This is a genomic window from Ectopseudomonas toyotomiensis, from assembly GCF_017167985.1.
GTDB lineage: Bacteria > Pseudomonadota > Gammaproteobacteria > Pseudomonadales > Pseudomonadaceae > Aquipseudomonas > Aquipseudomonas toyotomiensis.
In genome coordinates, this window is record NZ_CP070505.1 from 433,260 (window position 1) to 459,766 (window position 26,507).

The window sequence follows — 26,507 nt, forward strand, 5'->3', positions numbered from 1 at the left end:
CCGCGCTAGTCATTCTGTAGTTCGCGCAGCGGGGGCCAAGGGTTCAATCGCCCCCTGGGATCATCATTTTTATCGGCCTTGTCCCGCTACAGGACTCGCCTGTTCCGACAGTGCTGCTGCTCACCACAACCACAAGAAAACCATCTCTCCCTTCTGATTACCCCGCCGTCAGGCGAGCCCTATGCAGTGCCAATCACCGCTGAAACACGGTTCGAATAGAAACAGGGGCAACTCCATTCTTTGCTACCCTCCACCAGCAATCCCTGCGAAATGGCACCATGATCGGTAGACCTATTCCCATGTCCCAAGCGCAAGAAACCTCTCGATTCCAGGCACCCCTGCTGCGCCCTCGCCTGCCGGATGGCGAGGTGTTCTGGGCGTTCGTGGTGCTGCCCAAGGAGGCGAGCGACAAGCTGCCGAGACGCGGCAGAACCAGCGTGGACGGCAGTATCAACGGGCATCCTTTCCAGGCCAGGCTCGAGCCGGACGGCCATCTGAGCCATTGGCTAAGGGTGGATAACGACCTTCTGCAGGCGACAGGCGCAGCTATCGGCGACCTGGTAACGCTGGAGATCGCCCCGGTAGAGCAGGAGCCCGAGCCGCAAGTGCCGGCGGATCTGGCTGAGGCCTTGGTCGCCGCACCCGCAGCGCGCGGCGTCTGGGACGCGACCACGACTATCGCGCGCCTGGACTGGATCCACTGGATCGAGTCGGCCAAGCAGTCCAAGACCCGTGCCAAGCGTATCGCCGATGCCTGCAGCATGCTGGGCGAAGGGAAAAAGCGGGTTTGCTGTTTCGATCAGTCCGGCTATTACAGCAAGGCCTTGCGCGCTCCCGAGGCAGCGGAGTGATCGAGCCGAATATCATATCCAGCAGGTCAGAGAGCCAAGCGCCGCAGACCGTGCATTGGGCGCATTGATGAGATCGCTCGCTATGGCTGGGCTGGTTGCGGTGCTGTCCGGCTGCAACGCCGTCATGCTTGGCAATGTTGTAACCGGCTGCGCCATGAGGCCTGAGCCCGTGCTAATGCCCGAGGAGCTACCAGCCGCCAGGGCGGGAGAGCCCTATGAAGTACGCTTGGATGTCATCAACGCCAGTACTCCCATCAGCAAGCTTCTGGTCGCCCCGTCTCAGCCCTTGCCCGATGGCCTAGAGTTGCTCCATGTCCGGCCAGAAACCCATGGCGTCATTCGGGGCGTCCCGATTCGACCAGGTCGTTATGAGGTGCGGGTGTACGGTAATACCTTCGGAACCCAGTGCACCGGCCAGGATCTCGAGCGGCTCTATCGATTGGAGGTGCGGTAGCGACCGGGGCGCCCGCCTCAGAGCCGCAACCAACCGACCTTTCAGGACGCACCGAACACCCAGTTTCAGGTACATCGGTCTGTCGCCAGGACGTACCTGGCGCCGCCGCTATAACCGGCCGCAGTTCGTTCTGCCATATACAGAAACATTTGCGTTGGCGGCTTGGCCGGTTATGCCCTAAATATTAAGTCGATGACGCCAATTCCCGGCAAAGGCCTGCCACGATGTTCACGACCCGACTGAAGCAAGAGTTAAAGGAGTTGCGCGAAGAACTGTCGCTTTTCGAGCAAGTGCGCGACAGCCTCGACAAAGAAATGATCGCCGCCTCCCTCGACCCGCAGGGGCGCTTCCTCTCGGTCAATGCCAATTTCGAGAAAGAGATGCTCTACCGTGCCGATCAGATTCTCGGCCGCCCTCTGCTGGAGCTGATACCGAATCACCTGCGTAACCAGGACTTCTTTCACCGGGTTCGTCATGCCCTCGAACGCGGCGAACACTTGGCCGGGGTGATCCGCCTCAAACGGGGTAATGGCGAGGAGGCCTGGCTGCGCTCGATCCTGCAGCCGATACGCAACAGCCAGGACCAACTGCAGTCCTTCTCGATCTATGCCAGCGACCTGACGCGCACCATCGAGACTTCACGCGAACATGAAAACCTGGTCAAGGCGCTGCAACGCTCCACCGCCGTGATAGAGTTCAATCTCGACGGTGAGATCGACACAGCCAACCAGCCCTTTCTCGACGCCATGGGTTATAACCTCGCGCAGATAAAGGGTAAGCATCACCGCATCTTCTGTGACCCTGCGTTGGCCAACTCGCCGGAGTACCAACGCTTCTGGGAACAACTGCGCCGCGGAGAGTTCGTTACCGGACGCTTCAAGCGAGTCGATGCCCACGGCCGGGAGGTCTGGCTGGAAGCGTCCTATAACCCGGTCACTGACGCTCAAGGCAAGCTCTACAAGGTGGTGAAGTTCGCCACCGTGATCACCGACCAGGTCAACCGCGAAACCGCCGTGGCCGACGCCGCTGGCATCGCCTTCGAGACCTCGAAAGGCACGGACGATAGCGCCAAGAACGGCGCGACTGTAGTGCAGCAGATGCTCGATGCCATGCGTGAACTGTCCGCGCGCATGCAGGAAGCGGCGCAAGGCATCGAGGCGCTGGACAAGCAGTCGCAGATCATCGGCTCCATCGTCAAGAACATCAGCAGCATCGCCGACCAGACCAATCTGCTGGCCCTCAATGCCGCCATCGAGGCGGCGCGCGCCGGCGAGCAGGGCCGTGGTTTCGCCGTGGTGGCCGATGAGGTTCGCCAACTGGCTTCGCGTACCAGTGCAGCGACGGAAGAAATCGCCCAGGTGGTCGGGCAGAACCAGCAGTTGGCAGAACGCGCGGTAGAACTGATCGACCGCGGCAAGACCCAGGCGGAGCGCGGCTTGGAGCTTTCCGCTCAGGCCGGACAAGTGATCGCCGAAATTCAGGATGGTGCCAAGCACGTGGTCAATGCGGTGGAGCGCTTTGCGACGCAGTTGTAATGCCGCCGGAGCGCAGCATTGCAGCAGTAACGACTGCCGTCAGTCGTACAACCGCACCCTGAAGCAGGCACCGCCCCATTCGGAATCTTCCAGGCTCAATTCACCGTCGTAGCTTTCGACGATGTCTTCCACCACCGCCAGACCGATGCCCTGCCCCGGGTTCTGCGCATCCAGACGCTCGCCGCGCTGTAGCACCCGCTCACGCTGCTGCTGCGGTACACCGGGGCCGTCGTCCTCGATGGTGATCAGGCAACCGCCAGCCAGGGGTTGCAGCCTGACGCGTACGCGATGCAGGCAGAGGCGGTAAGCGTTCTCCAGCAGGTTGCCGAGCAGCTCCATCAGCGCGCCACGTTCCATGGTGATCTGACTGTGCTCGGGAACTTCCAGCGTCGCCTCCACGCGCTTGTCGCGGTAGACCTTGTCCAGCGAGCGGCACAAACCGTCGAGCACCGGCCAGACCTGCTCACGATGGCGTACCAGGCCACTGCGGCGCAGGCTGGCGCGCTGCAATTGATAGCCAACCTGCTGACTCATGCGTTCGATTTGCGCCTGCATAAGTTGCGCCTGTTCACGATTATCGGGCTGCGCGGCCAGGGTTTCGCCAATACCCTGCAAGACGCTGAGGGGCGTTTTCAGGCTGTGTGCCAGGTCTTCCAGCGAGTCGCGATAACGCTCGCGCTGACGCCGCTCGCTGTCGAGCAGGCGGTTGAGGGAATTGGTCAGGCGCAGCAGTTCGCGTGGGTGTTCGTCACTCAGGCGCTGGCGGGTGCCGGCCTCCACACCATCGAGCTCGTCGCTGAGACCGCGCAGACTGCGAAAGCCCCAGGTCAGGCCAAACCAGAGCAGACCCAGCAATACCAGTAGGGCGATGCCCAGCCACAGACGCAGCTGCCAGGCAAAGCCGTTGAACAGCCCCTGGTATTCACGCGTCGGCTGCATGGTCACGATACTCAGCGCGGTCTGGTCACCACGCAACAAATCCACTTCCACGTCGTATACGAAATATTCCTGGCCGCTGTCGTCGCGAATGCGGATGAACTCGTGACCGCGACCATCGTAGCGTGGCAGGTAGCGCACCAACTCGTCGATGGAGGAACGTGAACGCCAGATCATCTGGCCTTCACGGTCGAAGATGAAGCCCAGCAGGTGCGAATCGAGGTTGTCGAATTCCTCGTCGGGCATCTTGTCCGGCATGTGCAACTGGCCATCATGGATGCGCGCAGCAGATATCAGTGCTGCAGCATCGGAGGCCAGACGTTTCTCCACGGTCTGCTCCAGGGCCATGAGAAATACGCCCTGCAGCACTGGCATCAGCAACAGCATGAACAGCATCGCCAGTGCGGCACTGGCCAGCATCAGGCGCAGCCGCAGCGAGCCGAAACGCTTGCGCAGAACGGCGCGCGTTCGACTCACTTGCAGCGCTCGTTGAACATGTAGCCCTGGCCGCGCACGGTTTCTATGGGTTTGCCGCCTAGCACCGCCTCCAGCTTGCGCCGCAAGCGGCCAACCAGCACCTCTATGACATTGGGGTCACGCTCGTCATCGCCCGGATAGAGCTGCTCCATCAGGCGTTCCTTGGCCACCACCTGCTGGTGATGCAGCATGAGGTACTCGAGGATGCGGTACTCGTAGGCCGTCAGTTGCAGCGACTGTTCATCCACTGTGGCCTGCTTGCGGTTGAGGTCCAGCACCAGCGAACCTGCCTCGATGGTCGATTTGGTGAACCCGGAGGAGCGTCGCAGCAGCGCGTTCAAGCGTGCTTCCAGCTCTTCGAACTGGAACGGCTTGACCACATAGTCGTCGGCGCCGCAGGACAGGCCTTCGACCTTGTCCTGCCAGTTGCCGCGCGCGGTGAGGATCAGAATTGGAAAGTTCTTGTCCTGGCTGCGCAGCTCACGGATCAGGTCGATACCGCTCATACCGGGCAGACCGAGGTCGACCAGGGCCAGGTCATGATTGAAGGACTCAGCTCGGTACAGTGCTTCTTCGGCGGTGCGCACGGCATCCACCACATGCCCGTTTTCACTGAGGCGAGTGAACAGATGGTGACGCAGCAACGCCTCATCCTCCACCACCAGCAATTTCATGAGATTTCCCCTTTTCAGTTGTACGAAGGCCGGGCAGAAGCCCGGCCTGGTAACGCTAAGCCGCCTTTAGAAGGCGAAGTTGGCGCCGAGGTAGAGCTGCGAACTGCTATGCAGATCCAGCGAACCGGCCTTGCCTTCGCCATGCGGTGCCATTTCTGTGCTGGCGTTGGTACGCAGGTAACGATAGCCGGCTTCGATCGATGTATTGCTGTTCAGTTCCTGCAGGATACCGGCCTGCAAACCTGCAGCAAATCCGATGTCGCTGTCACGGGAGAAGCCGCGGCTCTCCTGCTCGAGTTTGACCAGGCCGGCGGTTACACCACCGAACAGCTTGGTGTTGTTGCTACCCAGCGGGACGAACATGTCGTAGCTGCCGAGCAGATTCTGCTGACGCAGTTTGTAGCCATTGTGACTGTCGGAAACATTCTCGTAAGTTGCGTAGTAGCGAGCATCGGCGGTCTTCTGGCCGGCACGGATACCCCAGGTGCCCTCGCCATCGATCACTTTGTCCAACTTGGGATTGCCGACGTTGGCATTCAGCGCGTTGGATTTCTGGATGTTGTTGTCAGTCTGACCCCAGGTCAGGCCGACGAAATTGTCGTTGGCCTGGGCAGCGGTTGCCCCCAGGGCCAGGCAGGTAGCGAATGCGATACGGTTCAGGGTGATTTTCATTGAATCGTTCCTCTCGTTGCAGTTTTGATCAACTCGGCAACAAGTCTGCGGGAAGACTACTGAATCCCTCCTGAACCCTCCTTGAACCTGCACTGAACGAGCGGCAAACAGCCTAGATACGCCGTACCAGAGCGCTGGCGACGATAAATAGCGAGGCCAGAACGCCGAGCAATGCCAACCAGCCGACGTGCTCCCAGACATAACCACCAATGTAGCCGACCAGGCTGGAACCGAGGTAATAGGCACACAGGTACAGCGCCGATGCCTGCGCCTTGGCCCCCTGTGCATGGATACCAACCTGCCCGCTGGCAACCGCATGAGCCGCGAAGAAGCCCAGGGTGAACAGCGCCAGCCCGACCACCGCGGCGCTCAGCCAGGGCGCAGCGCACAGGGCTACCCCCAGCAGCATCAGACCGATGCCGCCATGCAACACCTGGCGAGCGCCGAAGCGTGGCACCAGGCGCCCTGCCCAACCGGCACTGAAGATGCCCAGCAGGTATACGGTGAACAACAGGCCGATCACCGTCGCCGACAGGTTGAATGGTTCTCCGGCCAGACGGAAACCGACATAGTTGAACAGCGCGACGAAGCCGCCCATGAGCAGAAAGGCCAGGGCGAACAGCACGCGCAGACGCGGGTTGCTCAGGTGCAGGGCGAAGTTGCGCAGCAGGCCGCGCAAGGACAGCGGCTGGGCGGTGAAATGCCGCGACGGCGGCAGCAGCCAGAGAAATAGCCCCAACGCCAACAGACCGAGCCCGGCAATACCGCCAAGGGCCCATGGCCAACCGCCCAGGTCACTGAGCAGACCAGCCAGCAAGCGCCCGAGCAGACCGCCCAGCGCCGTACCGCCGATATACAGCCCCATCGCCGCCGGTAGCGCTTCAGGGTCGAACTCCTCCCCAACGTAGGCCATGGCCAACGCGGGCAAACCACTCAGCGCCAGCCCCAGTAGCGTACGCAGGATCAGCAGATTGCCCCACTCTTCGACCAGTGCGCAGGCGACCCCCAGAACCGCTGCCAACCCCAGCGCCGCAGCCATCACCGGCTTGCGCCCCCAGCTCTCGGCCAGCGCACCGGATACCAGCAGGCACAACGCCAGGCTCAGCGTGGTCAGCGACAGCGCCAAGCTGCTGCTGGCCGCAGAAACGCGAAAGTGCGCCGCCAGCAGAGGTAGCAGCGGCTGCACGCAGTAGAGCATGGCGAAGGTGGCGAAACCGGCGCAGAACAGCGCCAGGGTGGCGCGCCGATAACCGGCGCTGCCACGGGTAAGGTGGGTAGCGGACATCAGGCAGACTCATGAAGCACGGCGCAGGTTCGGCCGGAGCAAAAGCTTAGCATGCTACCTATCACCACGACTGCCCATCGCAGCGGTTTTTCTCGGCGTTACTACTCCCGCAACTGCTTCAGACGCGCCTGCAATCCTGCTGACGTCTGCTCGCCTACCAGGCGCTCACGTAGCCTGCCATCGGCGTCGACAATATAGGTCACCGGCAGTACGTCATTGCGTGGCAGCTCGAAGCGCGCCGCCGGGTCCTGCGCCAGCACGGTGAAACGAATGTCGAAACTGTCCGCGGCACGCTTGAGGTCATCGCCCTGCAGGGCATCGAAGTTGACGCCGATTACCCGCGCCGACTGGGTTTTCAGCTGTTCTTCCAGGGCGTTGAGTTCGGGAATTTCCGTGCGGCACGGCGCACACCACTCAGCCCAATAATTAATGACTAGCCACTGGCCATCCAGGCTCTCAGCCGTTACCTTTCGTCCATGCTGATCAAGGCCGTAATCTTCGGCACAAGCCGTCAGCAGCAGACCGGCGCAGATACCCATAACAGCCTTGCCGAAACTCCGGAGCCCTAAGCCCATGTACTCGATCCTCGTCCACCCGGGGTTGATATGACGCTGGATGCCCTGCGCCTGGAAGTACCGGACATCCGCGAGGACAACAGCGTATCGCCGGCGGAAATCGCTCAACGACTCGCGGCAGCTCGCCACCTGGAGCCGGAAAATGGCCTGCAACAAGTGCTGGGCCTGTTGTTTTCGCTCAATCGCAGCGCTCTGACCTTACTGGAAAGGCAGCGTGCGCTGCAAAACTTCAGTGATGAGTACCGCCATTACGCCAGCCTTGCCAATCGCCAGCATCCGCCAAGCACGCTGTTCGTGCGTTTCTGCGGCGAGTTGGCGATCGGCTTCAAACGCCTGCTGCTGCAAATCCTGCAGGGTCGCCAGCCGTCGATGCCACACCTGGCCTGGTGCCTGTACATGGCCCAGCATTTCCTTGCCCAGCAGTTGCTGCGCCACTACCAGCTGTACCAGGAGCCACCTGCAGCGCTCTGGCGCGACAGCCACTTGCTGTACTGGATCGGCGAGCATCAGCAGTGTCTGGACGAACCAGTGGCGGCGGCCTTCGAGCCGAAACCGGCCAGTACCCTGCGCGGCCTTTACCAGCAGATGCTGCTCTTGGCCCTGAGCAATCCCTTCCATCTCGACGAAGGCGAATGCCTGACCCTGTTCAGCGCGCTGGCACCTCTGGCGGCGCTGGCCAGGTTGCAAGCCTGGGACGAAGAAGACGACGCCGAAGGCCCGATAGTCGATCTTAGCGAATCACAGGCCTGCCTGAGTTTCGAACAGCGTATCGAAGGCAAAGCCGCCAACCTGCGCCGCTTCGAACTGGGCGCGCTGCTGATCGCCCTGCATGAGCCGGCGCCACTGCAAAGCATGCAGGAACGCCAGTTGCTCGAACGGGTACGCCAGCACTGGCTGGGGCGCCAGCAACGTCGCCATGAACGCGCCGAACTGGACGGGCAGTGCAGTCTGGTGGTGGGCCTGCCGGCCATTCATGCGCAATTGCTGGACAAGCTGCCGCAACGCACCGAGGCGCAGATTCTCGATGCCAGCCCAGGTGGCGCGCGCCTGCTGTGCAACGCCAACGAGGGCGGACAACTGCAGGTCGGGCAACTGGTTCTACTGCTTACCAATGGCACACCGACTCTGGCATTGGTGCGCTGGCGTCATCTCAATAACGAAGGCTTGCACCTCGGGCTGCGCTATCTCAAAGGTCTGCCGCGGCCGGTCTGGCTGCGCCGCGCCCCCAATGCACAGACTCATCCAGGCGTGCTGCAGAGTACCCCGGCACCGGGCAACGGTTGGCACCACGGCCTGTGGCTGCCCAACGGCCAGTTCAGCTCCGGCGAGCACCTCTGGCTGCAACTGGCCAGCGTGCATAACCAAGCGATCCTGCCGCTGCCCGAAAGCAACCTGCAGACCTCATCGGTTACCCGTCACCCGCTGCGCCTGGCCTGATATGCGAAACTGCGACTCCAGTCACGCGGCCTGTCCGCCGAGTGCACAGTTTCGCCAGCAGGTGGCTGCTTATAATTCCTGGCACTCAAGTCTCACCCAGCCTGGAATTTCACCATGTCCCAAGCGCAAGACAAGCTGATTGGCTCCGTGCCCTCGCGCATCGTCGACGTCGCTCACCTGCTGGTCACGCCCTACGAGGGGCGCGTAGCCGAATACAACGTCGCCACCTGGCTGCAACTGCCGGGGCTGGCCAATCTGCCGGTGTCGCTGCTGGTGAGTTACCGCGACGGGGACAAGCGTCGCGAGGTGAATGTCGACCACGGTAAGGTCAATGCCCATGGCAAGATCCTGCTCTCCGGAATCGCTCGCATGCCAGTACGACTGAAGATCGAAGACATGCAGGTGCGCCTGCGCTCGGCGGTGCCGGCGCAGAGCCTGGTAGTCGAGGAGTTCTTCGTTCAGGCCGTCGAATTGGCCAACAGCGAGAGCCGCCAGGCCATGGCCTGAACCACAAATGCAACATCGAACCCCGCGCATCGACGCGGGGTTTTGCTTTCAGCCGGAGGAAACTCCAGGGCTGGGCGCGGCCTGCGGACTTGAATCGTCAGCGTCTGGCTGCAGGTTTTCGGCAGCCACGTGCTCGAGCAGCGACTCCGGCCAGCGTGCGAAGTGCAGCCCGGTGATTCGATTGAGCCGCGTCAGCGCTTCCTGCGGATCGCGTCGATGAAGGTGGATTACCCTGTTTTTTACCGTCATTACTGCCTGCGTCCTCAGCGATCCCTGCCCTGCTGGCAGTTCGATAGCAACTGACCTTGCAGTTGCTAGAAGTGTGCCAGGCCTTCTGTAACGTATTCATTGACGCCTGCCCCTGCGCCCAGATCACAGCAGGCCTGGGCAACGCCTGAAACTGACGTTTTTTGTCACCCCTTTTCGGCGCCCTCTCTCATTCACCATCGCCCACAATGTTGCGCAAGTTTGCTCAGCCCTTTCCCGGTAACCAGTCCGCCAGACTGACTCCGAACTGCTCCTCGCGCTCCGCTTGCAGGCGCTCCAGTCCCTCGCGCAATGCCGGATACCAGGGTTCGTCGAGCTGAGCGGGCAGTTGCGACAGAGTCGGCAACGGCCACGGGCTGCACTCGAGCAACTGATGCAGGGAAAAATTGTGCAGATCACGGCACAGCACCCAGCCGCCGCCGCTGGCCTTGCAAGCCAGGTGCTCACGCTCGAGAAAGTCCATCACCTGGCTCCACTCGTCTTCCGGCAAACGCCAGCCAGCGCGCTGCATATCGCCGTAGTGCAGGGCCTCGCCCTTCTGCTGGCGCTTGAGCAACAGGCGCAACACCACCAGCAGAACCAGTCCCTTGGGGATGGGTTCGCGACGCCAGTGCCGTGGTTGCGAGAGGCCGTACACCAGCTCGGCGCCCAGCAGCACGATCAACCAGGACAGATAGATCCACACCAGAAACAGCGGCACCGTGGCGAAGGCGCCGTAGATCAGGTGATAACCGGGAAACAGGCGCACGTAGAGGCCGAACAGCGCCTTGGCCACTTCGAACAGCACGGCGCTGAACAAGCCGCCCAGCACCGCATGGCGCATGGGCACCCGAGTATTGGGGACCGCCGCATAGAGCAAGGTGAAGGCCGCAATGCTCGATAGCAACGGCGTGAAGGCAAGCAGCGTCTTGGCGCCGACCACTGCGTCCGGACCGGAAATCAGCGACAGCGAGGCGATATAGGTACTGACCGCAAAACCTGCACCCAGTAACAAAGGTCCGAGGCTGAGGATCGCCCAGTACAGCAGGAAACTGGACATGCCGCGACGCGGCTGGCGCACCCGCCAGATCACGTTGAAGGTCTTCTCGATGGTTACCAGCATGAGGAAGGCGGTGACGGCCAGCAGCCCCACGCCAAACCAGGTCAGCTGCCGCGCCTGGGTGGTGAACTCACGCAGATATTCCTGCACCGTCTCGCCAGTGGAAGGTACGAAGTTGTTGAAGATGAACCCCTGGATGTCCTCGCCCACGCCCTTGAATGCCGGAATGGCCGAAAGCATGGCGAAGGTCACGGTCATCATCGGCACCACGGCGAACAGGGTGGTATAGGTCAACGCCGCCGCGTTGCCGGCGCCACGGTTCTCCACGAAACGCTTATAGAGACTCAGCCAGAACCCCAGCCAGTCCTTAAAACGAACCTGCATGACCTCTCCTTAGCCCTCAAACCTAAACAGACAGACAATACGCCGCGTGAAAAGGTCGCAGCAAAGCGGCCCAGCGGTTTGCGTGCATCCGCGCATCAGGCGGTTAGAATAGCCGCCACTTCAAGCCGGATGCGAGCCACCATGACCGACCTGACCCTCTACCACAACCCGCGCTGCTCGAAATCCCGCGGTGCTCTGGAGCTGCTCGAAGCCCGCGGCCTGCAACCGCAAGTAGTGCGCTATCTGGAAACGCCACCCAGCGCCAACGAACTCAAGAGCCTGCTCGGCAAGCTGGGTATCGCCGCCCGCGACCTGTTGCGTACAGGTGAAGACGAATACAAGACACTGGGCCTGGCCAACTCCAGCTTGAGCGAAGCTCAGCTGATCGAAGCGATGGTCAAACATCCCAAACTGATCGAGCGCCCGATCCTCATCGCTGGCGACAAGGCCGTGATCGGTCGCCCGCCGGAAAAAGTGCTGGAGCTACTGGCATGAGCGCGCCTTATATCCTCGTCCTCTACTACAGCCGCCATGGCGCCACCGCACAGATGGCCAAACAGATTGCCCGTGGCATCGAGATGGCCGGCCTGGAGGCACGCCTGCGCACGGTGCCGGCAGTATCCAGCGAATGTGAGGCCGTTGCGCCGAGCGTGCCGGAGGACGGCGCCATGTACGCCACCCTGGACGACCTGAAGAACTGCTCGGGTCTGGCCCTGGGCAGCCCGACCCGATTCGGCAACATGGCCGCTCCACTCAAGTACTTCATCGATGGCACCAGCAACCTGTGGCTGACCGGCGAACTGGTCGGCAAGCCGGCAGGCGTATTCACCTCCACCGCCAGCCTGCATGGCGGCCAGGAGACCACCCTGCTGTCGATGGTGCTGCCTCTGTTGCACCACGGCATGCTGGTCTGCGGCCTGCCCTATAGCGAATCGGCCCTGCTCGAAACCCGCGGCGGTGGTACGCCCTACGGCCCCAGCCACCATGCGGGTGGCGACGGTAAACGCGCGCTGGACGAACATGAAATCGCCCTGTGCCGTGCACTGGGTCAACGCCTGGCGCAAACTGCCAGCAAACTGGAGCGCTGAACGTGGCCCGAGCGAAGAAGCCCCTGCCCAGCCTTGAATGGCTGGAGCCGCGGGTCAAACTCAGTCGAGCACTGAGCCTGTTCAGTTTCATCGCCCTGCTGACCCTGCTGCTGGTGTGGAACCTGGCCTTCGCCGATCTGCATGGCGCACGGGTCGGGGTTGTATTGGCGATCCAGTTGCTGCCGCTTGCACTGCTCGCCCCGGGCATGTTGCTGGGCAACGCCCGCGCTCACGCCTGGACCTGTTTCGTGGTCAATATCTACTTCATCCAGGGCGTGCTAGCGGCCATCGACCCGGCGCGTGCACTGTTCGGCGCGTTGGAGGCGGTGATCAGCTTCGGCCTGTTCTGCACGGCGCTGCTGTATACGCGCTGGCGCTTTCAGTACGACCGCAAGCTGGCCGGAGAAGTCTGATGCGCCTGGTGTTGCTGCCTGGCCTCAACGGCAGCAGTGCCCTCTTCACGCCCCTGCTCGAGACCCTCGCAGGCACCGACTGCTGGCCACTGAGCCTGCCGGAACAAGGGCCGCAGGATTACCCAAGCCTGGCCGACGCACTATTCGAGCAGCTTGGTACGACACCTTTCGTGTTGCTGGGCGAATCGTTTTCCGGCCCTCTCGCCTACCAGTTGGCCCTGCGCCAGCCCACCGGGCTACAAGGCCTCATCTTCGCCGCCTCGTTCCTGAGCAGACCCAATCCTGCCCTGGCCTTGCTCGCGCATCTGCCCATGCACCAGGCCCTGGCCACACAGCCCTGGCTGCTGCGCGCCCTGTGCCTGGGTAAAACGCCAGACGAGCACATCCTGCGACAGGTGCAGAGGGAAATTCGCCAGCTGGATCAAAGGCTGCTGCACGCGCGAATGGCGACGCTGGCCAGCCTGCAAGCACCGACGCAACCCGTGGACCTACCCTGCCTGCACCTCTGGCCGCAGCAGGATCGCCTGGTCGCAGACGGCGCTGCAAAACGACTGGCCCAGACTTGCGGCGATATCCGCCAGATTCGCCTGGATGGCCCGCACTTCATCCTGCAGACACAGCCAAAGCTCTGTGCCAGAGCAATCGCTGAGTTCATGCAGGGAATAGTCGCGAGCTAGCCCGTAGCCCGGATGAAATCCGGGATTGTGTGTCAGGATTCGCGGATTGCATCCGGGCTACGCTCTTGCTGGCAGCTTGAGGCCCCTGCCCCCTACCAACCCAGGGTTTCCTTAAGGAAGGGAATGGTCAGCTTGCGCTGGGCTTGTAGCGAGGCCTGATCAAGACGTTCCAGCAGCTCGAACAACGCGCTCATGCTGCGTTCGCCACGGGTGAGAATGAAGCGACCGACCTCATCGCTCATCTGCAGGCCGCGACGCGAGGCGCGCAGCTGCAGGGCGCGCAGCTTGTCCTCATCGGACAGTTCATGCAGTTGGAAGACCAGCGCCAGGGTCAATCGCGACTTCAGATCGGGCAGTTGAATGGGCAGCTCACGCGGCGACATGGTGCCAGCCAGCAAAAGACGCCGGCCGCTGTCACGCAGACGGTTGAATAGGTGGAACAAACCCTCTTCCCAATCGCTGCGGCCAGCCACTGCATCGAGATCATCGAGACAGACCAGCTCGCACAGTTCAAGGTTGTCGAGCAGCTCCGGGCCGTGCTGCACCACTTCGCTGAGCGGCAGATAGACCACCGCTTCGCCACGCTGCTCGAAACGCAGGCAGGCAGCCTGCAGCAAGTGGCTGCGCCCTACGCCCTCAGCGCCCCACAGATAGATCAGGCTTTCCGTCCAGCCGGCATCGGCCTCGCACAGACGCTCGACATAGCCCAGGGCCGCGGCATTGGCGCCGGGGTAGTAGTTGGCGAAGGTGGCGTCGTCACGCAGACGCACCCCCAGAGGCAGCTGGATAGGTTTCATGCAGGGCTCGGCGGTTCGTCAGAACCGCTGTTGGACTCTCCGTAAAGACCGGAAAGTTTATACAAATCATGAGCATGGCGCAGCAGAACCATGATCACCGCGGCGACCGGCAAGGCCAGCAGCACGCCGGTGAAGCCAAAAAGCTGGCCACCAGCGAGGATGGCAAAGATCACCGCGACCGGATGCAGGCCGATGCGATCGCCCACCAACATGGGCGTAAGGACCATGCCTTCGAGCAATTGACCGATCATGAACACCACGCCGATACCGATCAGCGGATAGGGTTCGAGACCGAACTGGAACAGCGCAGCAGTCAGCGCCGCACCGATACCGACGATAAAGCCCATGTAGGGCACGATGCTCGCCAGTCCCGCCAGCACACCGATCAGCAATCCCAGCTCCAAGCCCACAAGCATCAGGCCAGCGGAATAGATGACGCTCAGTGCCAGCATCACCAGCAATTGGCCGCGCAGGAAGGCGCCCAGTACTTCATGACATTCGCCCGCCAGCTTGACCACCAGCCCCTCGCGCTGGCGCGGCAGCAGGCGGCGCACCCGCTCGACCAGCACATCCCAGTCGCGCATCAGGTAGAAGCTCACCACCGGAATCAGCAGCAGGTTGCCCAGCCAGGCCAGCAGCGCCAGGCCTGAAGACGTCGCCTGAGCCAGCACCGCCTTGAGCACATCGGTGGTCTTGCCGATGTTGTCGGTAAAGACCTGCTTGAGCTGATCGACCTGCAGCAGATCATTCTGCAGGCCCAGGTGCGACTGCGACCAGGGCAAGGCAGTGCCCTGCAGCCAGTCGAGCATCTCCGGCGCCAGTTGATACAGACGCACCAGTTGCCTCCCCAGCATGGGCACCAATACCAGCAGCAGGATCAGCAACAGCAGCGAGAACAGCGCGAACACCACCACCACACCGCCGGTGCGCGACAGGCGATGCCGCTCGAGACGATCGACCAGCGGATCCCCCAGATAGGCCAGCAGGATGCCGATCAGGAACGGGGAAAGAATCGGGTGTAGCAGGTACAGCAGCCAGCCGAGCAGAAACAGCCCAGCCATCCATAGCCAACGGGTGGAATCGGTCATGCTCGCGTCCTCGATGCGAAACGGCGCCCAAAAGGCGCCGTGTAACTGGGCTGTGGTCTACCCGGCGCCAATTCTACCAGCGAAAGCGCAACTGATCGGTGCGCGGTTTCACCTGCGGAGCCTCGGTTGCACCCGTTTCAGGAGCCTCTACCGGCGCTGCGGCGTCGAGCGGTTCGCTGACCTCCTGGAGCTGAGCTAATGCCAGCTGCGCGCGCAGTTGCTCCGGGCTGGCACTGACCTGATAGACCAGGCGCTGGCCGTCGATCTCCTGCAAACGCGCGGCGAAGGGTTCGAGCAAGCGCTCCAGCGCCGCGAAACGTCCCAGGTCAGCACCTTCGATCACCAGCGTCAGACTCTGCGCCGCGCCAGGCTTGACGACGAAACGCGGCGCCAGGCGCTCGGCCACGGCCAACAGCACTGCATCGGCCAGCGCAGCCTGATCGGCGCCCTCAGCCTTGCCCTGTTCACGCTCGTCGCCTAGCCACAGGCGCCAGGTAGCCTGCCAGTTACCGCTACCCTCGGTCGCCTGTACGGCCAGCAAGGCATCGGCGCCATAGCGCTCGGAGGCCTCACGCAATGCCTGCGGATCGTTGGCCAGCAGCGTATCGGCGCTGCCCAGCGCCTGCTCGCTCAGGTCCGCCAGCGGCAGACGCAGCGGCAGACCACGATGCTGAGCCGCATCGCGCAGCAGCGCCGATGCACTCTGGCTTTCGCCAACCAGCTGGCTGCCTTCCGGCGATTCGTTGAGCCACCAGGTGAGGATGGCCGGACGGTTGGCGCCCCACAGGGCAAGGCCAGCCTGGCGCAGTTGCTGATCGGTACTGGTCGGATCGAACTCGACCAACAACGCGTCGCCTTCATAACCGTACTGGCTGACGATCTGTTGCGGGTCCTTGCGCAGGCCTTCCAAGCCGGCGCTCTGCAGCGCCTTGGCATCACCGGTCAAACGCAGCACCAGGGTCTGCAGGGCCTTCTGCATGGCCGCGTCGCGGCTTTCCGGCTGTTGATCCGCCACGGGTTCACGCACCTGATAAAGACCGGTAACCGGCGCGGCCAGTGCTGGCAGGCTCAGGAGCGACAGACAGAAGAACAGCAGGCGGATGGGCAAACGCATTGGGGTTGACTCTCGCAGGGGATGGCCGCACGACGGGCAGGCACAAAGGCCTATACCTTAAACAGCCGCTCAAGCCCCGGCAACCAGAGCCGCTGCCCGCGACGAAGCGCATGCACGCGAGTGGCCGCTGCCGGGCAAGCCTGATAAAATCGCGCGCCTTCGCCAGCCGGTACGCGCGCCGGGCTCCTTGGATGAGCCCGCGCCACGTCGGCGCCTACACGAACTCCCATCCAAAGGCCCGGATCTATGAGCAAGCAACCCTCCATCAGCTACAAGGACGCAGGCGTCGACATCGATGCCGGTGAAGCCCTGGTCGAACGCATCAAAGGCGTCGCCAAGCGCACTGCGCGTCCGGAAGTCATGGGTGGCCTGGGCGGCTTCGGCGCCCTGTGCGAGATCCCGGCCGGCTACAAGCAACCGGTGCTGGTGTCCGGCACCGACGGCGTCGGCACCAAGCTGCGCCTGGCACTGAACCTGAACAAGCACGACAGCATCGGCCAGGACCTGGTCGCCATGTGCGTCAACGACCTGGTGGTCTGCGGCGCCGAGCCGCTGTTCTTCCTCGACTACTACGCCACCGGCAAGCTCAACGTCGACGTCGCCGCCACCGTGGTCACCGGCATCGGCGCTGGCTGCGAACTGGCTGGCTGCTCCCTGGTCGGTGGTGAAACCGCCGAAATGCCGGGCATGTACGAAGGCGAAGACTACGACCTGGCCGGCTTCTGCGTTGGCGTGGTGGAAAAGAGCGAAATCATCGACGGTTCCAAGGTCGTCACTGGCGACGCGCTGATCGCCCTGCCCTCCTCCGGCCCGCACTCCAACGGCTACTCGCTGATCCGCAAGATCATCGAAGTCTCCGGCGCCGACATCGAGCAGGTGCAACTGGATGGCAAGGTCCTGGCCGACCTGCTGATGGCACCGACCCGTATCTACGTCAAGCCACTGCTCAAGCTGATCAAGGACACCGGTGCGGTCAAGGCCATGGCCCACATCACCGGCGGCGGCCTGCTGGACAACATCCCGCGCGTGCTGCCGCAAGGCGCCCAGGCAGTGATCGACGTGGCCAGCTGGAATCGCCCAGCCGTGTTCGACTGGCTGCAGGAACAAGGCAACGTCGACGAGCACGAGATGCATCGCGTGCTGAACTGCGGCGTCGGCATGGTCATCTGCGTTGCCCAGGATCAGGTCGAAACCGCCCTGGCCAGCCTGCGCGCCAGCGGCGAGCAACCTTGGGTCATCGGCCAGATCACCGAAGCGGCAGAAGGTGCAGCCCAGGTTCAGCTGAATAACCTGAAAGCCCACTGATGCCCTGCAATGTCGTCGTCCTGATCTCCGGGTCAGGCAGCAATCTGCAAGCGCTGATCGACAGCGTCGCCCACGACGGCAATCCGGCCCGCATCGCCGCGGTTATCTGTAACCGCGCCGGTGCCTACGGCCTGGAGCGGGCGAAACAGGCCGGGATCGCCACCGAACTGCTTGATCACAAGCAGTTCAACGGCCGCGAAGCCTTCGATGCAGCCCTGATCCAGGCCGTCGACGCCCACCAGCCCGACCTGGTGGTGCTGGCCGGTTTCATGCGCATTCTCACGCCAGGCTTCGTTCAGCACTATGCAGGCCGCCTGCTCAATATCCACCCGTCACTGCTACCCAAGCACAAAGGCCTGCACACTCATCAACGGGCTATCGAAGCCGGCGACAGCGAACACGGCTGCAGCGTGCACTTCGTCACCGAGGAACTCGATGGTGGCCCTCTGGTCGTACAAGCTGTGCTGCCAGTCATGGCAGATGACACGGCCGAAAGCCTGGCCCACCGCGTGCATCAGCAGGAGCACCAGATCTATCCTCTGGCTGTACGCTGGTTTGCCGAAGGCCGCTTGCGTCTTGGCGCTCAAGGCGCAATGCTGGATGGCCAGCCACTGCCCGCCAGCGGCCACCTGATTCGAACCTAGGAGACTCTATGCGTCGTGCCCTGCTGTTCGCCCTGACACTGTTCAGCCTGCCCGCCCTTGCCGAGGATCTGCAGCCCTTCTCCGCCAGCTACACCGCGGACTGGAAGCAGCTGCCGGTCAGTGGTAGCGCCGAGCGCAGCCTCAAGCGCGAAGACGACGGCCGCTGGACCCTCAACTTCGAAGCCTCGATGCTGGTCGCCGGCCTGACAGAAGAGAGCACCTTCCGCGTCGACAACGGTGCCCTGCTGCCGCTGACCTACCGCCTCAACCGTAGCGGCCTGGGCAAAGGCAAGAAGGTCGAGCAGGACTTCGACTGGGAACAGAAGCAGGTCATCGGCACCGACCGTGGCGACGCTGTACGCTTCCCGCTCAATCGCGGCCTGCTGGACAAGTCGACCTACCAGGTCGCCCTGCAACAGGACGTCGCCGCCGGCAAGAAAAGCATGAGCTATCAGGTGGTCGACGGTGACGAAATCGAAACCTACGACTTCCGTGTGCTGGGCGAAGAAGTGGTGCGCACCAAGGCTGGCCTGATCGACGCGATCAAGGTCGAGCGCGTGCGTGACCCCACGCAAAGCACCCGCAAGACCGTACTGTGGTTCGCCAAGGACTGGGGCCATCTGCTGGTGCGCCTGCATCAGGTGGAGACCGATGGCAAGGAATACCAGATCATGCTCAAGGACGGCACCGTCGCCGGCAAGCCGGTCGAAGGTCGTCGCGACTGATTGGCAAGCGCACAAAAAACCGGGCCAATGCCCGGTTTTTTATTGCCTGCTCCGGGCGCTGATGACAACGCCCGGCTGGTATCTCAGTCCTGGCTTACCGCGCCGATCTTGTGGATCGACAGGTCGGCGCCGTTGTATTCCTCTTCCTGACTCAGGCGAATGCCCAGCGACGCCTTGAGCAGGCCATACACCGCAAAGCCACCGACCAGCGCGACCACCACGCCCAGCGCAGTGCCGATCACCTGGCTGGCCAGGCTGACGCCCCCCAGGCCACCGAATGCTTCGAGGCCGAAGATGCCACAGGCAATGCCACCCCAGATGCCGCACAGGCCATGCAGCGGCCAGACGCCGAGCACGTCATCGATCTTCCACTTCACCTGAGTCGCGGTGAATGCCCAGACGAACAGGGCACCGGCAATCGCGCCAGTGACCAGGGCACCGATCGGATGCATCAGGTCCGAGCCGGCGCAGATCGCTACCAGGCCGGCGAGCGGACCGTTGTGCAGAAAGCCCGGGTCATTGCGCCCTACCAGCAGCGCGGCGACGGTACCACCGACCATGGCCATCAGCGAGTTGACCGCCACCAGGCCACTGACGCCCTCGAGCGTCTGCGCACTCATCACGTTGAAGCCGAACCAGCCGATGATCAGGATCCACGAGCCCAGCGCCAGAAATGGAATGTTCGACGGCGCCATGGCCACCAGCTTGCCGTCACGATAGCGACCATTGCGGCGCCCCAACAACAGCACCGCGCCGAACGCCAACCAGCCGCCCATGGCATGCACCACCACCGAACCGGCAAAGTCATGAAAGCCCGCGCCGAAGCGAGTCTCGAGCCAGGCCTGGAAGCCGTAGTTGCCGTTCCAGATCATGCCTTCGAAGAAGGGATAGACGAACGCCACGATCAATGCAGTCGCGCATAGCTGCGGGCCGAACCTGGCGCGCTCGGCGATACCACCGGAGATGATTGCCGGAATCGCCGCGGCGAAGGTCAGCAGGAAGAAGAACTTCACCAGACCGTACCCGTGATTCTCCGTCAGCACCGCCGCCGGCTCGAAGAAGTTGATGCCGTAGGCGATCCAGTAGCCGATGAAGAAATACGCCAGGGCGGAAATGGCGAAATCCGAAAGAATCTTCGATAGCGCATTGACCTGGTTTTTCTGCCGCACCGTTCCCACTTCGAGGAAGGCAAACCCGGCGTGCATGGCCAGGACCATGATTGCACCCAGCAGGATGAACAGGGTATTGGAGCCGTGGATCAGCGTGGCCACGGCACTGTTGATGTTTTCCATCGAGAAAGAAAACTCCGGAGGCAAAAGAAAAAGCACCAAACGAAGGCACGAAACCGAAAACACGCACCACAATGCAGCCAGCGCATGCAGCGCGCCCTCGAAAAGTGCCGTTTGGCGGCCCCAAAATGGCGCCACCAAAGATCGATTGATCGATGCTTATTTCTTGTTAATCAAATGGTTATGCGCGAAATTGACCATCCTGAGCCACATCGAGAAAGCCCCATCACAGGGCATTTCGCGACCTTCGCGCACCAGCAAAATGCAATCGCTATACCAAACACCAGACCGGTCACTTCGCGACTATTCTTGCGGAACCCTCACGCTGCAGAGCACTCGTAAACAGTACATACCCAACGCAGAGGACTGCTCACCATGCCACGCAAAGCCGCTACTCCAAGCACCAAGGACGCCCTGCTGGATGAATTCCAGGCTCTGGTCAGCGACACCGAGAAGCTCCTGCAACATTCCGCCAGCCTTGCTGGTGAACAGGCCGAAGCGCTGCGCGATGACATTCGCAGCAGCCTTGACCGTGCCCGTGACACCTTGCACAAAGCCGAGTCCAGCCTGCGCGAACAGGGCAAGATCGCCGTCGACGCCACTGAGGATTACGTGCACAAGCACCCGTGGCAGGCGCTCGGCCTGTCGGCCGCTATCGGCCTGGTGCTCGGCCTGCTGATCAGCCGCCGTTGACAGCGCCCATGTCCAACGGCCCCTCGCCACGGCGCCTGGGTGCAGCCCTGCTGGGTCTGCTCCAGAGCCATGTGGCGCTGCTGGCCCATGAACTCGAAGACCAACGCGACCAGGCACTGCGTGCGCTGCTCCTTGGCGGTTTGTGTCTGGCCTTCGCCCTGCTCCTGCTGATAGGTCTGTCCGCTCTGCTGCTGATCGTCTACTGGGATACCCACCGCCTGGCAGTCGCTATCGGCCTGTGCCTGTTCTACGGCTTTGGCCTGCTCGGTTGCGGCGCCTGGCTGCTGAGCAGTCTGCGCAACGCCGAACCGCCGTTCAGCGCCAGCCTTGAAGAACTGCAACGTGACCGCGAGCAACTGCTGCCATGACGCCGACCCTGCCTCCTGGCGCCTCGCGCCGTGAACTTCGTAAAGCCGTGCTGCGCATGCGCCTGGAAATGCATCGCCAGGAACTGCGCCATGAAATCCTGCAGATCACCCATCCACTGCAGCAGGTACGCGAGTACGGGCAGCGGCTGCGCAAAGGCAACGCACCATTTTTGCTCACTGGCGGGGCGCTGGCTCTGGCCGGGCTGCTTGGCCGCAAACGCGGCTGGCGCCGCTGGCTGCGCCTGGCGTTGATCGTCATCCCGCTGCTGCGGCGCGCGCAACATGGTACGCGCGGGCGTTCACCTTTGGTCTAGACCTGGGCTGGCCGCGATCTTGCTAGGTTGAGCCACTCTGCCACCATCTGGCGGCTCAACCGCTGCGCGCTAAGGAAATCCCAGGTGATCGACGGACTGCCTTTTGCCGTCTTCCAACCCTTTATCGACACCGCCACCGGCCGGATCGCGGGCGTCGAGGCCTTGGCGCGACTACGCGATGCCGAGGGCCAGGTGCGCTCGGCCGGGCCGCTGTTCGCCGACCCGAAAACACCGCCAGCAGCCCTGCGCCGCCTCGACCGCCAGGTACGCGAGGACGCCCTGCACCGCTTCCATCAGGCTCCGGCGGACTGGTTCCTCAGCCTGAACATTTCACCACGCTGGATCAGCCGCCTGCGCCCGGCACAGCCACTGCCCAGCCTGATACAACTGCAGCGCAGCGGTATCGACCCTGCGCGCATCGTCTTCGAGATCACCGAGCTGGGCGGTGCCAGCCAGCGCTTACCCGATGTGGTGGCGCGCTACCGCGACGCCGGCGCGCGCATCGCTATCGACGATTTCGGCGCTGGCTATTCGCAGCTCGACCGTGTGCTGGCACTGCAACCAGACATCCTCAAGCTTGACATGCGCCTGTTCCAGGAAGCCGCTCGCGGCGGCCCTAGCGGTGAAGTGGTCAAGGCGCTGGCACAGATGGCCGAAAAGACCGGTTGCTGGATCATCGCCGAAGGGGTGGAAACCGAAGCCGAGCTGAACTTCGCCCTGGAGTGCGGCGCCCGTTACGTCCAGGGGTTCCTGTTCGCCAGGCCGGAGGAAGAATTGTTCGCCAGCGACGCCTTCGTCGGCCGTTTCGCGCGTCTACGTGACAGCTACGTACAGCAGAAGCTCGCCGAGCGCGCGCGCCTGGTCAGCCTGCGCCAGCAACTGGCCGAATTGATGTCCGAACTCCGCTTCTGGGCCGAAAGCGGCGCCCCGGCAACGAGCCTTAACGCGCCGGACAATTATCCCTGGCTGTTGCGCATCTATCAGTGCGACCGCCATGGCACCCAGCTCACACCCAACCTGCAATGGCACCAGAACATCTGGCAGGCCGACGACCGCTACCTTGGGCATAACTGGTCATGGCGCCCCTACTTCTATCAACTGCTGGCCGAAGGCTGGGAAGAGCGCCGCCTGACGCTCTCCACCACCTACCGCGACGCCACCACCAACCAGTACTGCCTGACCGCCGGGCAGTTCATCGACAATGGTCGTCGCCTACTGCTGGTGGACATCGACGCCGCCGGTTTCTGAGTACGCAGCTAGGCTTAGCAACAGGCTATCGGACTTCTCTCGGCACAGTCGAACAAGGCGCGCCTCGAGCCAGACGCATCTCGGATACATCCGTGCCCACAGAAGCCTCGCGCCGAACGGCTGAATGATCTGCCCCAGTCTTCGAGGCTGCGCTTATGCTCTGGCTAGCCCTGCGCCTGCTCACCCTACTGCTGCTCAGCGCCAGTGTGCTGGCCGCCGCATCCCCGACCTACCACGACGACATCGCTCCGCTACTGGCCAACCGCTGCCTGGTTTGCCACAGCGGCGCGCAGGCCCCGCTGGGCCTGCGCCTGGACAGCCTGGAAAATCTGTTGCGCGGCAGCCAGCGCGGGCCGGTGGTCCACGCTGGCGATGCCACCGGCAGCGAGCTGCTGCGCCGCCTGACGGGCAACAGCCAACCGCGCATGCCGCTGAGCGGCCCGCCCTTTCTCGAAGCCGCCGAGATCGCCATGGTCGAACGCTGGATAAACGCCGGCCTGCCAGCAGGCAACGAAAGCGTAACCCGGCCTGCCGCCGCCGTCCCAAGCCTCGACGAGGTGGTCGACTACCGCCACGTCGAAGCCATCCTGCTGCGCCGCTGCGCTACCTGCCATTCCGCCAGCGGCATGATGGGCGCGGCTCCCGAGGGTTATCTGCTGTCATCCTACGCAGCGACCCTGGCCAGCGGCGAACGCGCTCGGGTGGTGCCCGGCAACCCTGCAGCCAGCGAGCTGGTGCGGCGCATTCGCGGCCAGGCGCGCCCGCGCATGCCTTATGACGGCCCGCCCTATCTAACGGATGCGGAAATCGACCTGATCGAGGCCTGGATCGAACAAGGCGCACGCGATGTTGCCGGGCAGCCAGCACCCGTGCCGGTGGGTGCCCGAGTACGTCTGCATGGCCGCCTGGATGATGCCGGCAAGCTGGACGGCCTGGCGCTACTGATCGACGCACGTACGCGCCTGGACGATGCGCCGCGTCCTGGCGCCTACGTGCAGGTACGCGGCCGCCTCGATGCCGGCGGCCGCGTGCAGGTAGAACGTCTACGCCTGCGCTAACTGCTCGGCAGGCGCCTCACTCGGGCGATAGGCGGTGTGCACCACCTTACTATCGACATGATTGATGGTGGACAGGATCTGCGCGGCATCGGTCAGTGACGGCGCCATGGTCCAGCGGTCCAGTGCGTCGTTGCCGATGCGCAGCATGCCGGTATGGCTCAGATCGTTGAGGTCCACCACCGGGTCGACATCGTAGAAACCCAGGGCACGGCGCAGTTGTTCGATATCGGCGCGCACGCCGGTGAGAAACTGCCAGCCCGGACCGATATGGTGGCGCTCGACGTACTCGCGCAAACGCTCGGGGCTGTCCAGCTCCGGCTGCAGCGTCAGCGAATACAGGTGCACATCGCACCCGGCGCGCTCGCCGAGCATCTCCTGCACCAGACGCAGGTTGGCGGTGGTAGCCGGACAACTGTTGCTGCACTGGGCATACATCATGTTGATCGCCACCACCTTGCCACGCACCAGGTCGTCGTAGAAGCGCACTTCACGCCCCTCGTGGGTCAGCAGCGGGACATTGGGAAACCGTGTACCGCCCACCCCGGCCAGCGGCGCAGCCGGCTGCTGCACGCTGCTGCCGGAGCGCCAGGCGGCCCAGCCGAACGCAGCGACGCCCAGCCCTGCCAGTACCTTTCTTCGCGTATTCATGGCAAACCTCCAGATGGCTCAGACGATGTCCCAACGCAGCATCATGGCGTGGTCTTCGTGGATCAGGTTGTGGCAGTGCATCACGTACTTGCCCTTGTAGTCGCGAAAACGCATCAGCACGCGAAGGACAGTACGATCAGAGATGTTGAATACGTCCTTGCGCCCCTTCTCATGCGCAGCAATCGCCACATTCTTGCCATTGGTGGTCTTGCTCAGCAGGCGGCCCTCCTCGAAATGGATATGAACGGGGTGATCCCAGCCGTCATCGACGCTGTACAGCTCCCAGATCTCCATGGCCCCCATCGGCACCAGGGCGCGCGGAGTATTGAGATTGATGAACTGACCGTTGATTGCCCACATGTTCTGTCGGCGCTCGAAGAGGAACTTGCGCACCGGCAGCGCCGCCAGCTGGGCGGTCGTCGGCAGCGGCGGCAGCGGCCGCAGATTGGCCGGCACCTGGCTCAGGTCCTGCTCCGGCGGCTCGCGGTCGACCACTATCTTCAGCACCCATTCGCCGGGTGCCACCACCTGATAGGGGCGACGGGTGTCCTCAGGGCGATGAGTCAGGCGGTTGGCCAGGTACAGCTCGGTGCCCACCGGGTAGCGCGAAAAATCCACCACGATATCGGCCCGCTCGGCCACACCCAGGCGCACGTTGGTCTGATTGAGCAGCGGTTTCTCCAGCAGGTTGCCGTCGTTGGCGATGTACGTGAAGGGCTGGATCACGTTGTTCGGCCGCACCAGGTAGAACTGGTAGAAGCGGCTCGGCCCACCGTTAAGCAGACGCAGGCGGTACTTGCGCCGAGCCACCCGCAGCACCGGCTGGATCTTGCCGTTGACTATGGTCTTGTCGCCGAGGATGCCCTCGGGGCTGACCTGGTCGTAGTAAAGGATGCCGTTGGGGTCGAAACGCCGGTCGCAGAAGCTCAGCGGGTAATCATAGGGGTGACTGGGCAGACGCAGGGCAGCCGGGTTGGGGTCCTTCTCGTTGCCCGAGTCGAGATGATCGAACAGCAGGAAGAAACCCATCAGCCCGCGGACGATGTTGGGCGCGGTGAAGTCCAGGGTATGGTCGTGGTAGAACAAGGTGCCAAGGGCTTCGCGGTAGTCGCCGATGCCATTCTGCAGCTCGTCATAGCCAGCGTAGATGTTGGAGTAAAGGTGGTCCTTGAAACCGCCTGGCGCGGTCAGGCTGGGCCCGGCCTTGGTGGGGCTGTAGTAGTCGCCGGGAAAGCCGTCACTCTCCGACCCGATGTGAGCGTTGTGCAGGTGGGTGCTGATCTCCGGCGTACCGAAACCGGTGTGGTTGGCCGGCAGGTCATTGTAGATGCGGCAGATCATCGGATGGCCGTAGTGCGAGTGCACCACCGGACTGAGCACGGACAGATCCGCAACGGCGGCCTGGAAGGTCCATACCGGTTGTGGTGGATAGGCTGGATTGAACACCCAACCCTCGCGCTGCGCCGCATGCAACTCGTAGTGCTCGGCCTGCGGGCCGAACTCGGCCCAGCGCTGATGCGCCGGCCGCCCGGCCTCGCCGGCGGCGGTGTTGGCCAGCTCGGTAGGCGGCGGATTGAGCGTGCTGCCGTAAAGCAGCGCCGGCTCATTGGGCAGAAATTCCTGCCAGGCAATGGTTGGCGGGCTAGGCGGTACAACTGCCTCGCTGCGACTGGGCGCCAGGATCAGCGGCGCCGCGGCCAGCGCAGCACTACCTTGAAGAAAACTGCGTCGTGATAGCTGCCCAGGCGGCGCCAGCTCTCCATCAGCGGGGCACACAGTGCCCTGTGCCTCGGTCGGGCCTGAACTGGGTGATATAGGTTTCATGCTGCATCTCCCCGACGCCCGACTGTCGCTCCTGCGTGTACGCGTTACCCCGTACACGGACGATATACGCACGTCGTCTGAAAAACGGTCGACTCGACTGAGGCCTCCAGGCCGAGACAAC

At 63.0% G+C, this 26,507-nt stretch carries 28 protein-coding genes; 16 read left to right on the forward strand and 12 right to left on the reverse strand.

Features of this window, described 5'->3' with window-relative positions; genetic code table 11:
* Positions 1 to 299: 299 nt before the first annotated feature.
* Both JWV26_RS01825 and JWV26_RS24490 read left to right on the forward strand, forming a co-directional pair.
* A complete protein-coding gene (locus JWV26_RS01825) occupies positions 300 to 851 on the forward strand; it encodes a YdeI/OmpD-associated family protein (protein WP_079783313.1) in 552 nt (183 codons plus the stop codon).
* A gap of 678 nt (positions 852 to 1,529) precedes the next feature.
* Positions 1,530 to 2,840, forward strand: a complete 1,311-nt coding sequence (locus tag JWV26_RS24490; protein ID WP_079783311.1) for a methyl-accepting chemotaxis protein — start codon at positions 1,530 to 1,532, stop codon at positions 2,838 to 2,840.
* Positions 2,841 to 2,879: 39 nt separating this feature from the next.
* On the opposite strand, the gene JWV26_RS01835 is transcribed toward JWV26_RS24490, so the two are convergent.
* The 5 genes from JWV26_RS01835 to JWV26_RS01855 all read right to left on the reverse strand — a co-directional run bounded on the left by JWV26_RS01835 (position 2,880) and on the right by JWV26_RS01855 (position 7,459).
* Positions 2,880 to 4,196 carry an ATP-binding protein gene (locus tag JWV26_RS01835; protein ID WP_241201328.1) on the reverse strand — a complete coding sequence of 439 codons (1,317 nt, stop codon included), beginning with the start codon at positions 4,194 to 4,196 and terminating at the stop codon, positions 2,880 to 2,882.
* Between the two features lie 53 nt (positions 4,197 to 4,249).
* Positions 4,250 to 4,927: a response regulator transcription factor gene (locus JWV26_RS01840; RefSeq protein ID WP_017679011.1), complete on the reverse strand. Its 678-nt coding sequence runs from the start codon at positions 4,925 to 4,927 to the stop codon at positions 4,250 to 4,252.
* 66 nt (positions 4,928 to 4,993) lie between these two features.
* The gene (locus JWV26_RS01845; protein ID WP_079783309.1) at positions 4,994 to 5,599 is read right to left on the reverse strand and encodes an outer membrane beta-barrel protein; all 606 of its coding nucleotides are present in this window, start codon (positions 5,597 to 5,599) and stop codon (positions 4,994 to 4,996) included.
* Positions 5,600 to 5,711: 112 nt separating this feature from the next.
* Complete coding sequence (locus JWV26_RS01850; RefSeq protein ID WP_206418251.1) at positions 5,712 to 6,884, reverse strand: MFS transporter; 1,173 nt, start codon at positions 6,882 to 6,884, stop codon at positions 5,712 to 5,714.
* Between the two features lie 101 nt (positions 6,885 to 6,985).
* Positions 6,986 to 7,459: a TlpA disulfide reductase family protein gene (locus tag JWV26_RS01855; protein WP_072425407.1), complete on the reverse strand. Its 474-nt coding sequence runs from the start codon at positions 7,457 to 7,459 to the stop codon at positions 6,986 to 6,988.
* A 30-nt stretch (positions 7,460 to 7,489) separates the two neighbouring features.
* Between JWV26_RS01855 and JWV26_RS01860 the strand changes: the two genes are divergently transcribed.
* Positions 7,490 to 8,896 carry a PilZ domain-containing protein gene (locus tag JWV26_RS01860; protein WP_206418252.1) on the forward strand — a complete coding sequence of 469 codons (1,407 nt, stop codon included), beginning with the start codon at positions 7,490 to 7,492 and terminating at the stop codon, positions 8,894 to 8,896.
* Positions 8,897 to 9,010: 114 nt separating this feature from the next.
* Entirely contained in the window at positions 9,011 to 9,403 is a 393-nt protein-coding gene (locus JWV26_RS01865; RefSeq protein ID WP_072425409.1) for a hypothetical protein, read from the forward strand.
* A 472-nt stretch (positions 9,404 to 9,875) separates the two neighbouring features.
* On the opposite strand, the gene JWV26_RS01870 is transcribed toward JWV26_RS01865, so the two are convergent.
* On the reverse strand, positions 9,876 to 11,093 hold the full coding sequence (locus JWV26_RS01870) for a YihY family inner membrane protein (protein WP_206418253.1): 1,218 nt from the start codon (positions 11,091 to 11,093) through the stop codon (positions 9,876 to 9,878).
* A gap of 141 nt (positions 11,094 to 11,234) precedes the next feature.
* Between JWV26_RS01870 and arsC the strand changes: the two genes are divergently transcribed.
* From arsC to JWV26_RS01890, 4 genes are read left to right on the forward strand one after another with little or no spacing between them, the layout of a single operon-like run.
* Positions 11,235 to 11,588, forward strand: coding sequence for an arsenate reductase (glutaredoxin) (arsC, locus tag JWV26_RS01875; protein ID WP_072425412.1), 354 nt, complete (start codon positions 11,235 to 11,237; stop codon positions 11,586 to 11,588).
* Complete coding sequence (wrbA, locus tag JWV26_RS01880; RefSeq protein WP_074918091.1) at positions 11,585 to 12,181, forward strand: NAD(P)H:quinone oxidoreductase; 597 nt, start codon at positions 11,585 to 11,587, stop codon at positions 12,179 to 12,181. Before arsC ends, wrbA begins: the two co-directional genes overlap by 4 nt.
* A 2-nt stretch (positions 12,182 to 12,183) precedes the next feature.
* Positions 12,184 to 12,594 carry a DUF2069 domain-containing protein gene (locus tag JWV26_RS01885; RefSeq protein WP_074918093.1) on the forward strand — a complete coding sequence of 137 codons (411 nt, stop codon included), beginning with the start codon at positions 12,184 to 12,186 and terminating at the stop codon, positions 12,592 to 12,594.
* Entirely contained in the window at positions 12,594 to 13,271 is a 678-nt protein-coding gene (locus tag JWV26_RS01890; protein ID WP_206418254.1) for an alpha/beta fold hydrolase, read from the forward strand. Before JWV26_RS01885 ends, JWV26_RS01890 begins: the two co-directional genes overlap by 1 nt.
* A 92-nt stretch (positions 13,272 to 13,363) precedes the next feature.
* Here JWV26_RS01890 and hda read toward each other — a convergent pair whose 3' ends face one another.
* The 3 genes from hda to JWV26_RS01905 all read right to left on the reverse strand — a co-directional run bounded on the left by hda (position 13,364) and on the right by JWV26_RS01905 (position 16,270).
* Entirely contained in the window at positions 13,364 to 14,068 is a 705-nt protein-coding gene (gene hda / locus JWV26_RS01895; RefSeq protein WP_017678995.1) for a DnaA regulatory inactivator Hda, read from the reverse strand.
* Positions 14,065 to 15,156, reverse strand: a complete 1,092-nt coding sequence (locus JWV26_RS01900; RefSeq protein ID WP_093050586.1) for an AI-2E family transporter — start codon at positions 15,154 to 15,156, stop codon at positions 14,065 to 14,067. Before JWV26_RS01900 ends, hda begins: the two co-directional genes overlap by 4 nt.
* Positions 15,157 to 15,229: 73 nt before the next feature.
* Complete coding sequence (locus tag JWV26_RS01905) at positions 15,230 to 16,270, reverse strand: DUF2066 domain-containing protein (RefSeq protein WP_206418255.1); 1,041 nt, start codon at positions 16,268 to 16,270, stop codon at positions 15,230 to 15,232.
* A gap of 246 nt (positions 16,271 to 16,516) precedes the next feature.
* Between JWV26_RS01905 and purM the strand changes: the two genes are divergently transcribed.
* The 3 genes from purM to JWV26_RS01920 are packed head-to-tail and all read left to right on the forward strand — an operon-like array spanning position 16,517 to position 18,944.
* A complete protein-coding gene (gene purM, locus JWV26_RS01910; RefSeq protein WP_206418256.1) occupies positions 16,517 to 17,575 on the forward strand; it encodes a phosphoribosylformylglycinamidine cyclo-ligase in 1,059 nt (352 codons plus the stop codon).
* On the forward strand, positions 17,575 to 18,219 hold the full coding sequence (purN, locus tag JWV26_RS01915; protein ID WP_206418257.1) for a phosphoribosylglycinamide formyltransferase: 645 nt from the start codon (positions 17,575 to 17,577) through the stop codon (positions 18,217 to 18,219). The genes purM and purN overlap by 1 nt, the downstream gene beginning before the upstream one ends.
* An 8-nt stretch (positions 18,220 to 18,227) precedes the next feature.
* Positions 18,228 to 18,944 carry a DUF3108 domain-containing protein gene (locus JWV26_RS01920; protein WP_206418258.1) on the forward strand — a complete coding sequence of 239 codons (717 nt, stop codon included), beginning with the start codon at positions 18,228 to 18,230 and terminating at the stop codon, positions 18,942 to 18,944.
* Positions 18,945 to 19,027: 83 nt separating this feature from the next.
* On the opposite strand, the gene JWV26_RS01925 is transcribed toward JWV26_RS01920, so the two are convergent.
* Entirely contained in the window at positions 19,028 to 20,236 is a 1,209-nt protein-coding gene (locus JWV26_RS01925) for an ammonium transporter (protein WP_074918101.1), read from the reverse strand.
* Positions 20,237 to 20,608: 372 nt separating this feature from the next.
* Here JWV26_RS01925 and JWV26_RS01930 point away from each other — a divergent pair, with 372 nt between their 5' ends.
* The 5 genes from JWV26_RS01930 to JWV26_RS01950 all read left to right on the forward strand — a co-directional run bounded on the left by JWV26_RS01930 (position 20,609) and on the right by JWV26_RS01950 (position 23,914).
* Positions 20,609 to 20,926, forward strand: coding sequence for an ElaB/YgaM/YqjD family protein (locus JWV26_RS01930; protein ID WP_074918103.1), 318 nt, complete (start codon positions 20,609 to 20,611; stop codon positions 20,924 to 20,926).
* Between the two features lie 8 nt (positions 20,927 to 20,934).
* The gene (locus JWV26_RS01935; protein ID WP_074918105.1) at positions 20,935 to 21,294 is read left to right on the forward strand and encodes a phage holin family protein; all 360 of its coding nucleotides are present in this window, start codon (positions 20,935 to 20,937) and stop codon (positions 21,292 to 21,294) included.
* Positions 21,291 to 21,608 (forward strand): hypothetical protein, encoded by a 318-nt coding sequence (locus JWV26_RS01940; RefSeq protein WP_074918107.1) that lies wholly within the window; start codon positions 21,291 to 21,293, stop codon positions 21,606 to 21,608. The genes JWV26_RS01935 and JWV26_RS01940 overlap by 4 nt, the downstream gene beginning before the upstream one ends.
* An 84-nt stretch (positions 21,609 to 21,692) precedes the next feature.
* Positions 21,693 to 22,856, forward strand: a complete 1,164-nt coding sequence (locus tag JWV26_RS01945; RefSeq protein WP_074918109.1) for an EAL domain-containing protein — start codon at positions 21,693 to 21,695, stop codon at positions 22,854 to 22,856.
* 155 nt (positions 22,857 to 23,011) lie between these two features.
* Complete coding sequence (locus JWV26_RS01950) at positions 23,012 to 23,914, forward strand: c-type cytochrome domain-containing protein (protein ID WP_074918111.1); 903 nt, start codon at positions 23,012 to 23,014, stop codon at positions 23,912 to 23,914.
* Here JWV26_RS01950 and JWV26_RS01955 read toward each other — a convergent pair.
* Both JWV26_RS01955 and JWV26_RS01960 read right to left on the reverse strand, forming a co-directional pair.
* Positions 23,900 to 24,562 carry an SCO family protein gene (locus JWV26_RS01955; protein ID WP_206418259.1) on the reverse strand — a complete coding sequence of 221 codons (663 nt, stop codon included), beginning with the start codon at positions 24,560 to 24,562 and terminating at the stop codon, positions 23,900 to 23,902. The genes JWV26_RS01950 and JWV26_RS01955 overlap by 15 nt on opposite strands.
* An 18-nt stretch (positions 24,563 to 24,580) precedes the next feature.
* A complete protein-coding gene (locus JWV26_RS01960; RefSeq protein WP_239690053.1) occupies positions 24,581 to 26,386 on the reverse strand; it encodes a multicopper oxidase family protein in 1,806 nt (601 codons plus the stop codon).
* Positions 26,387 to 26,507: the final 121 nt, after the last annotated feature.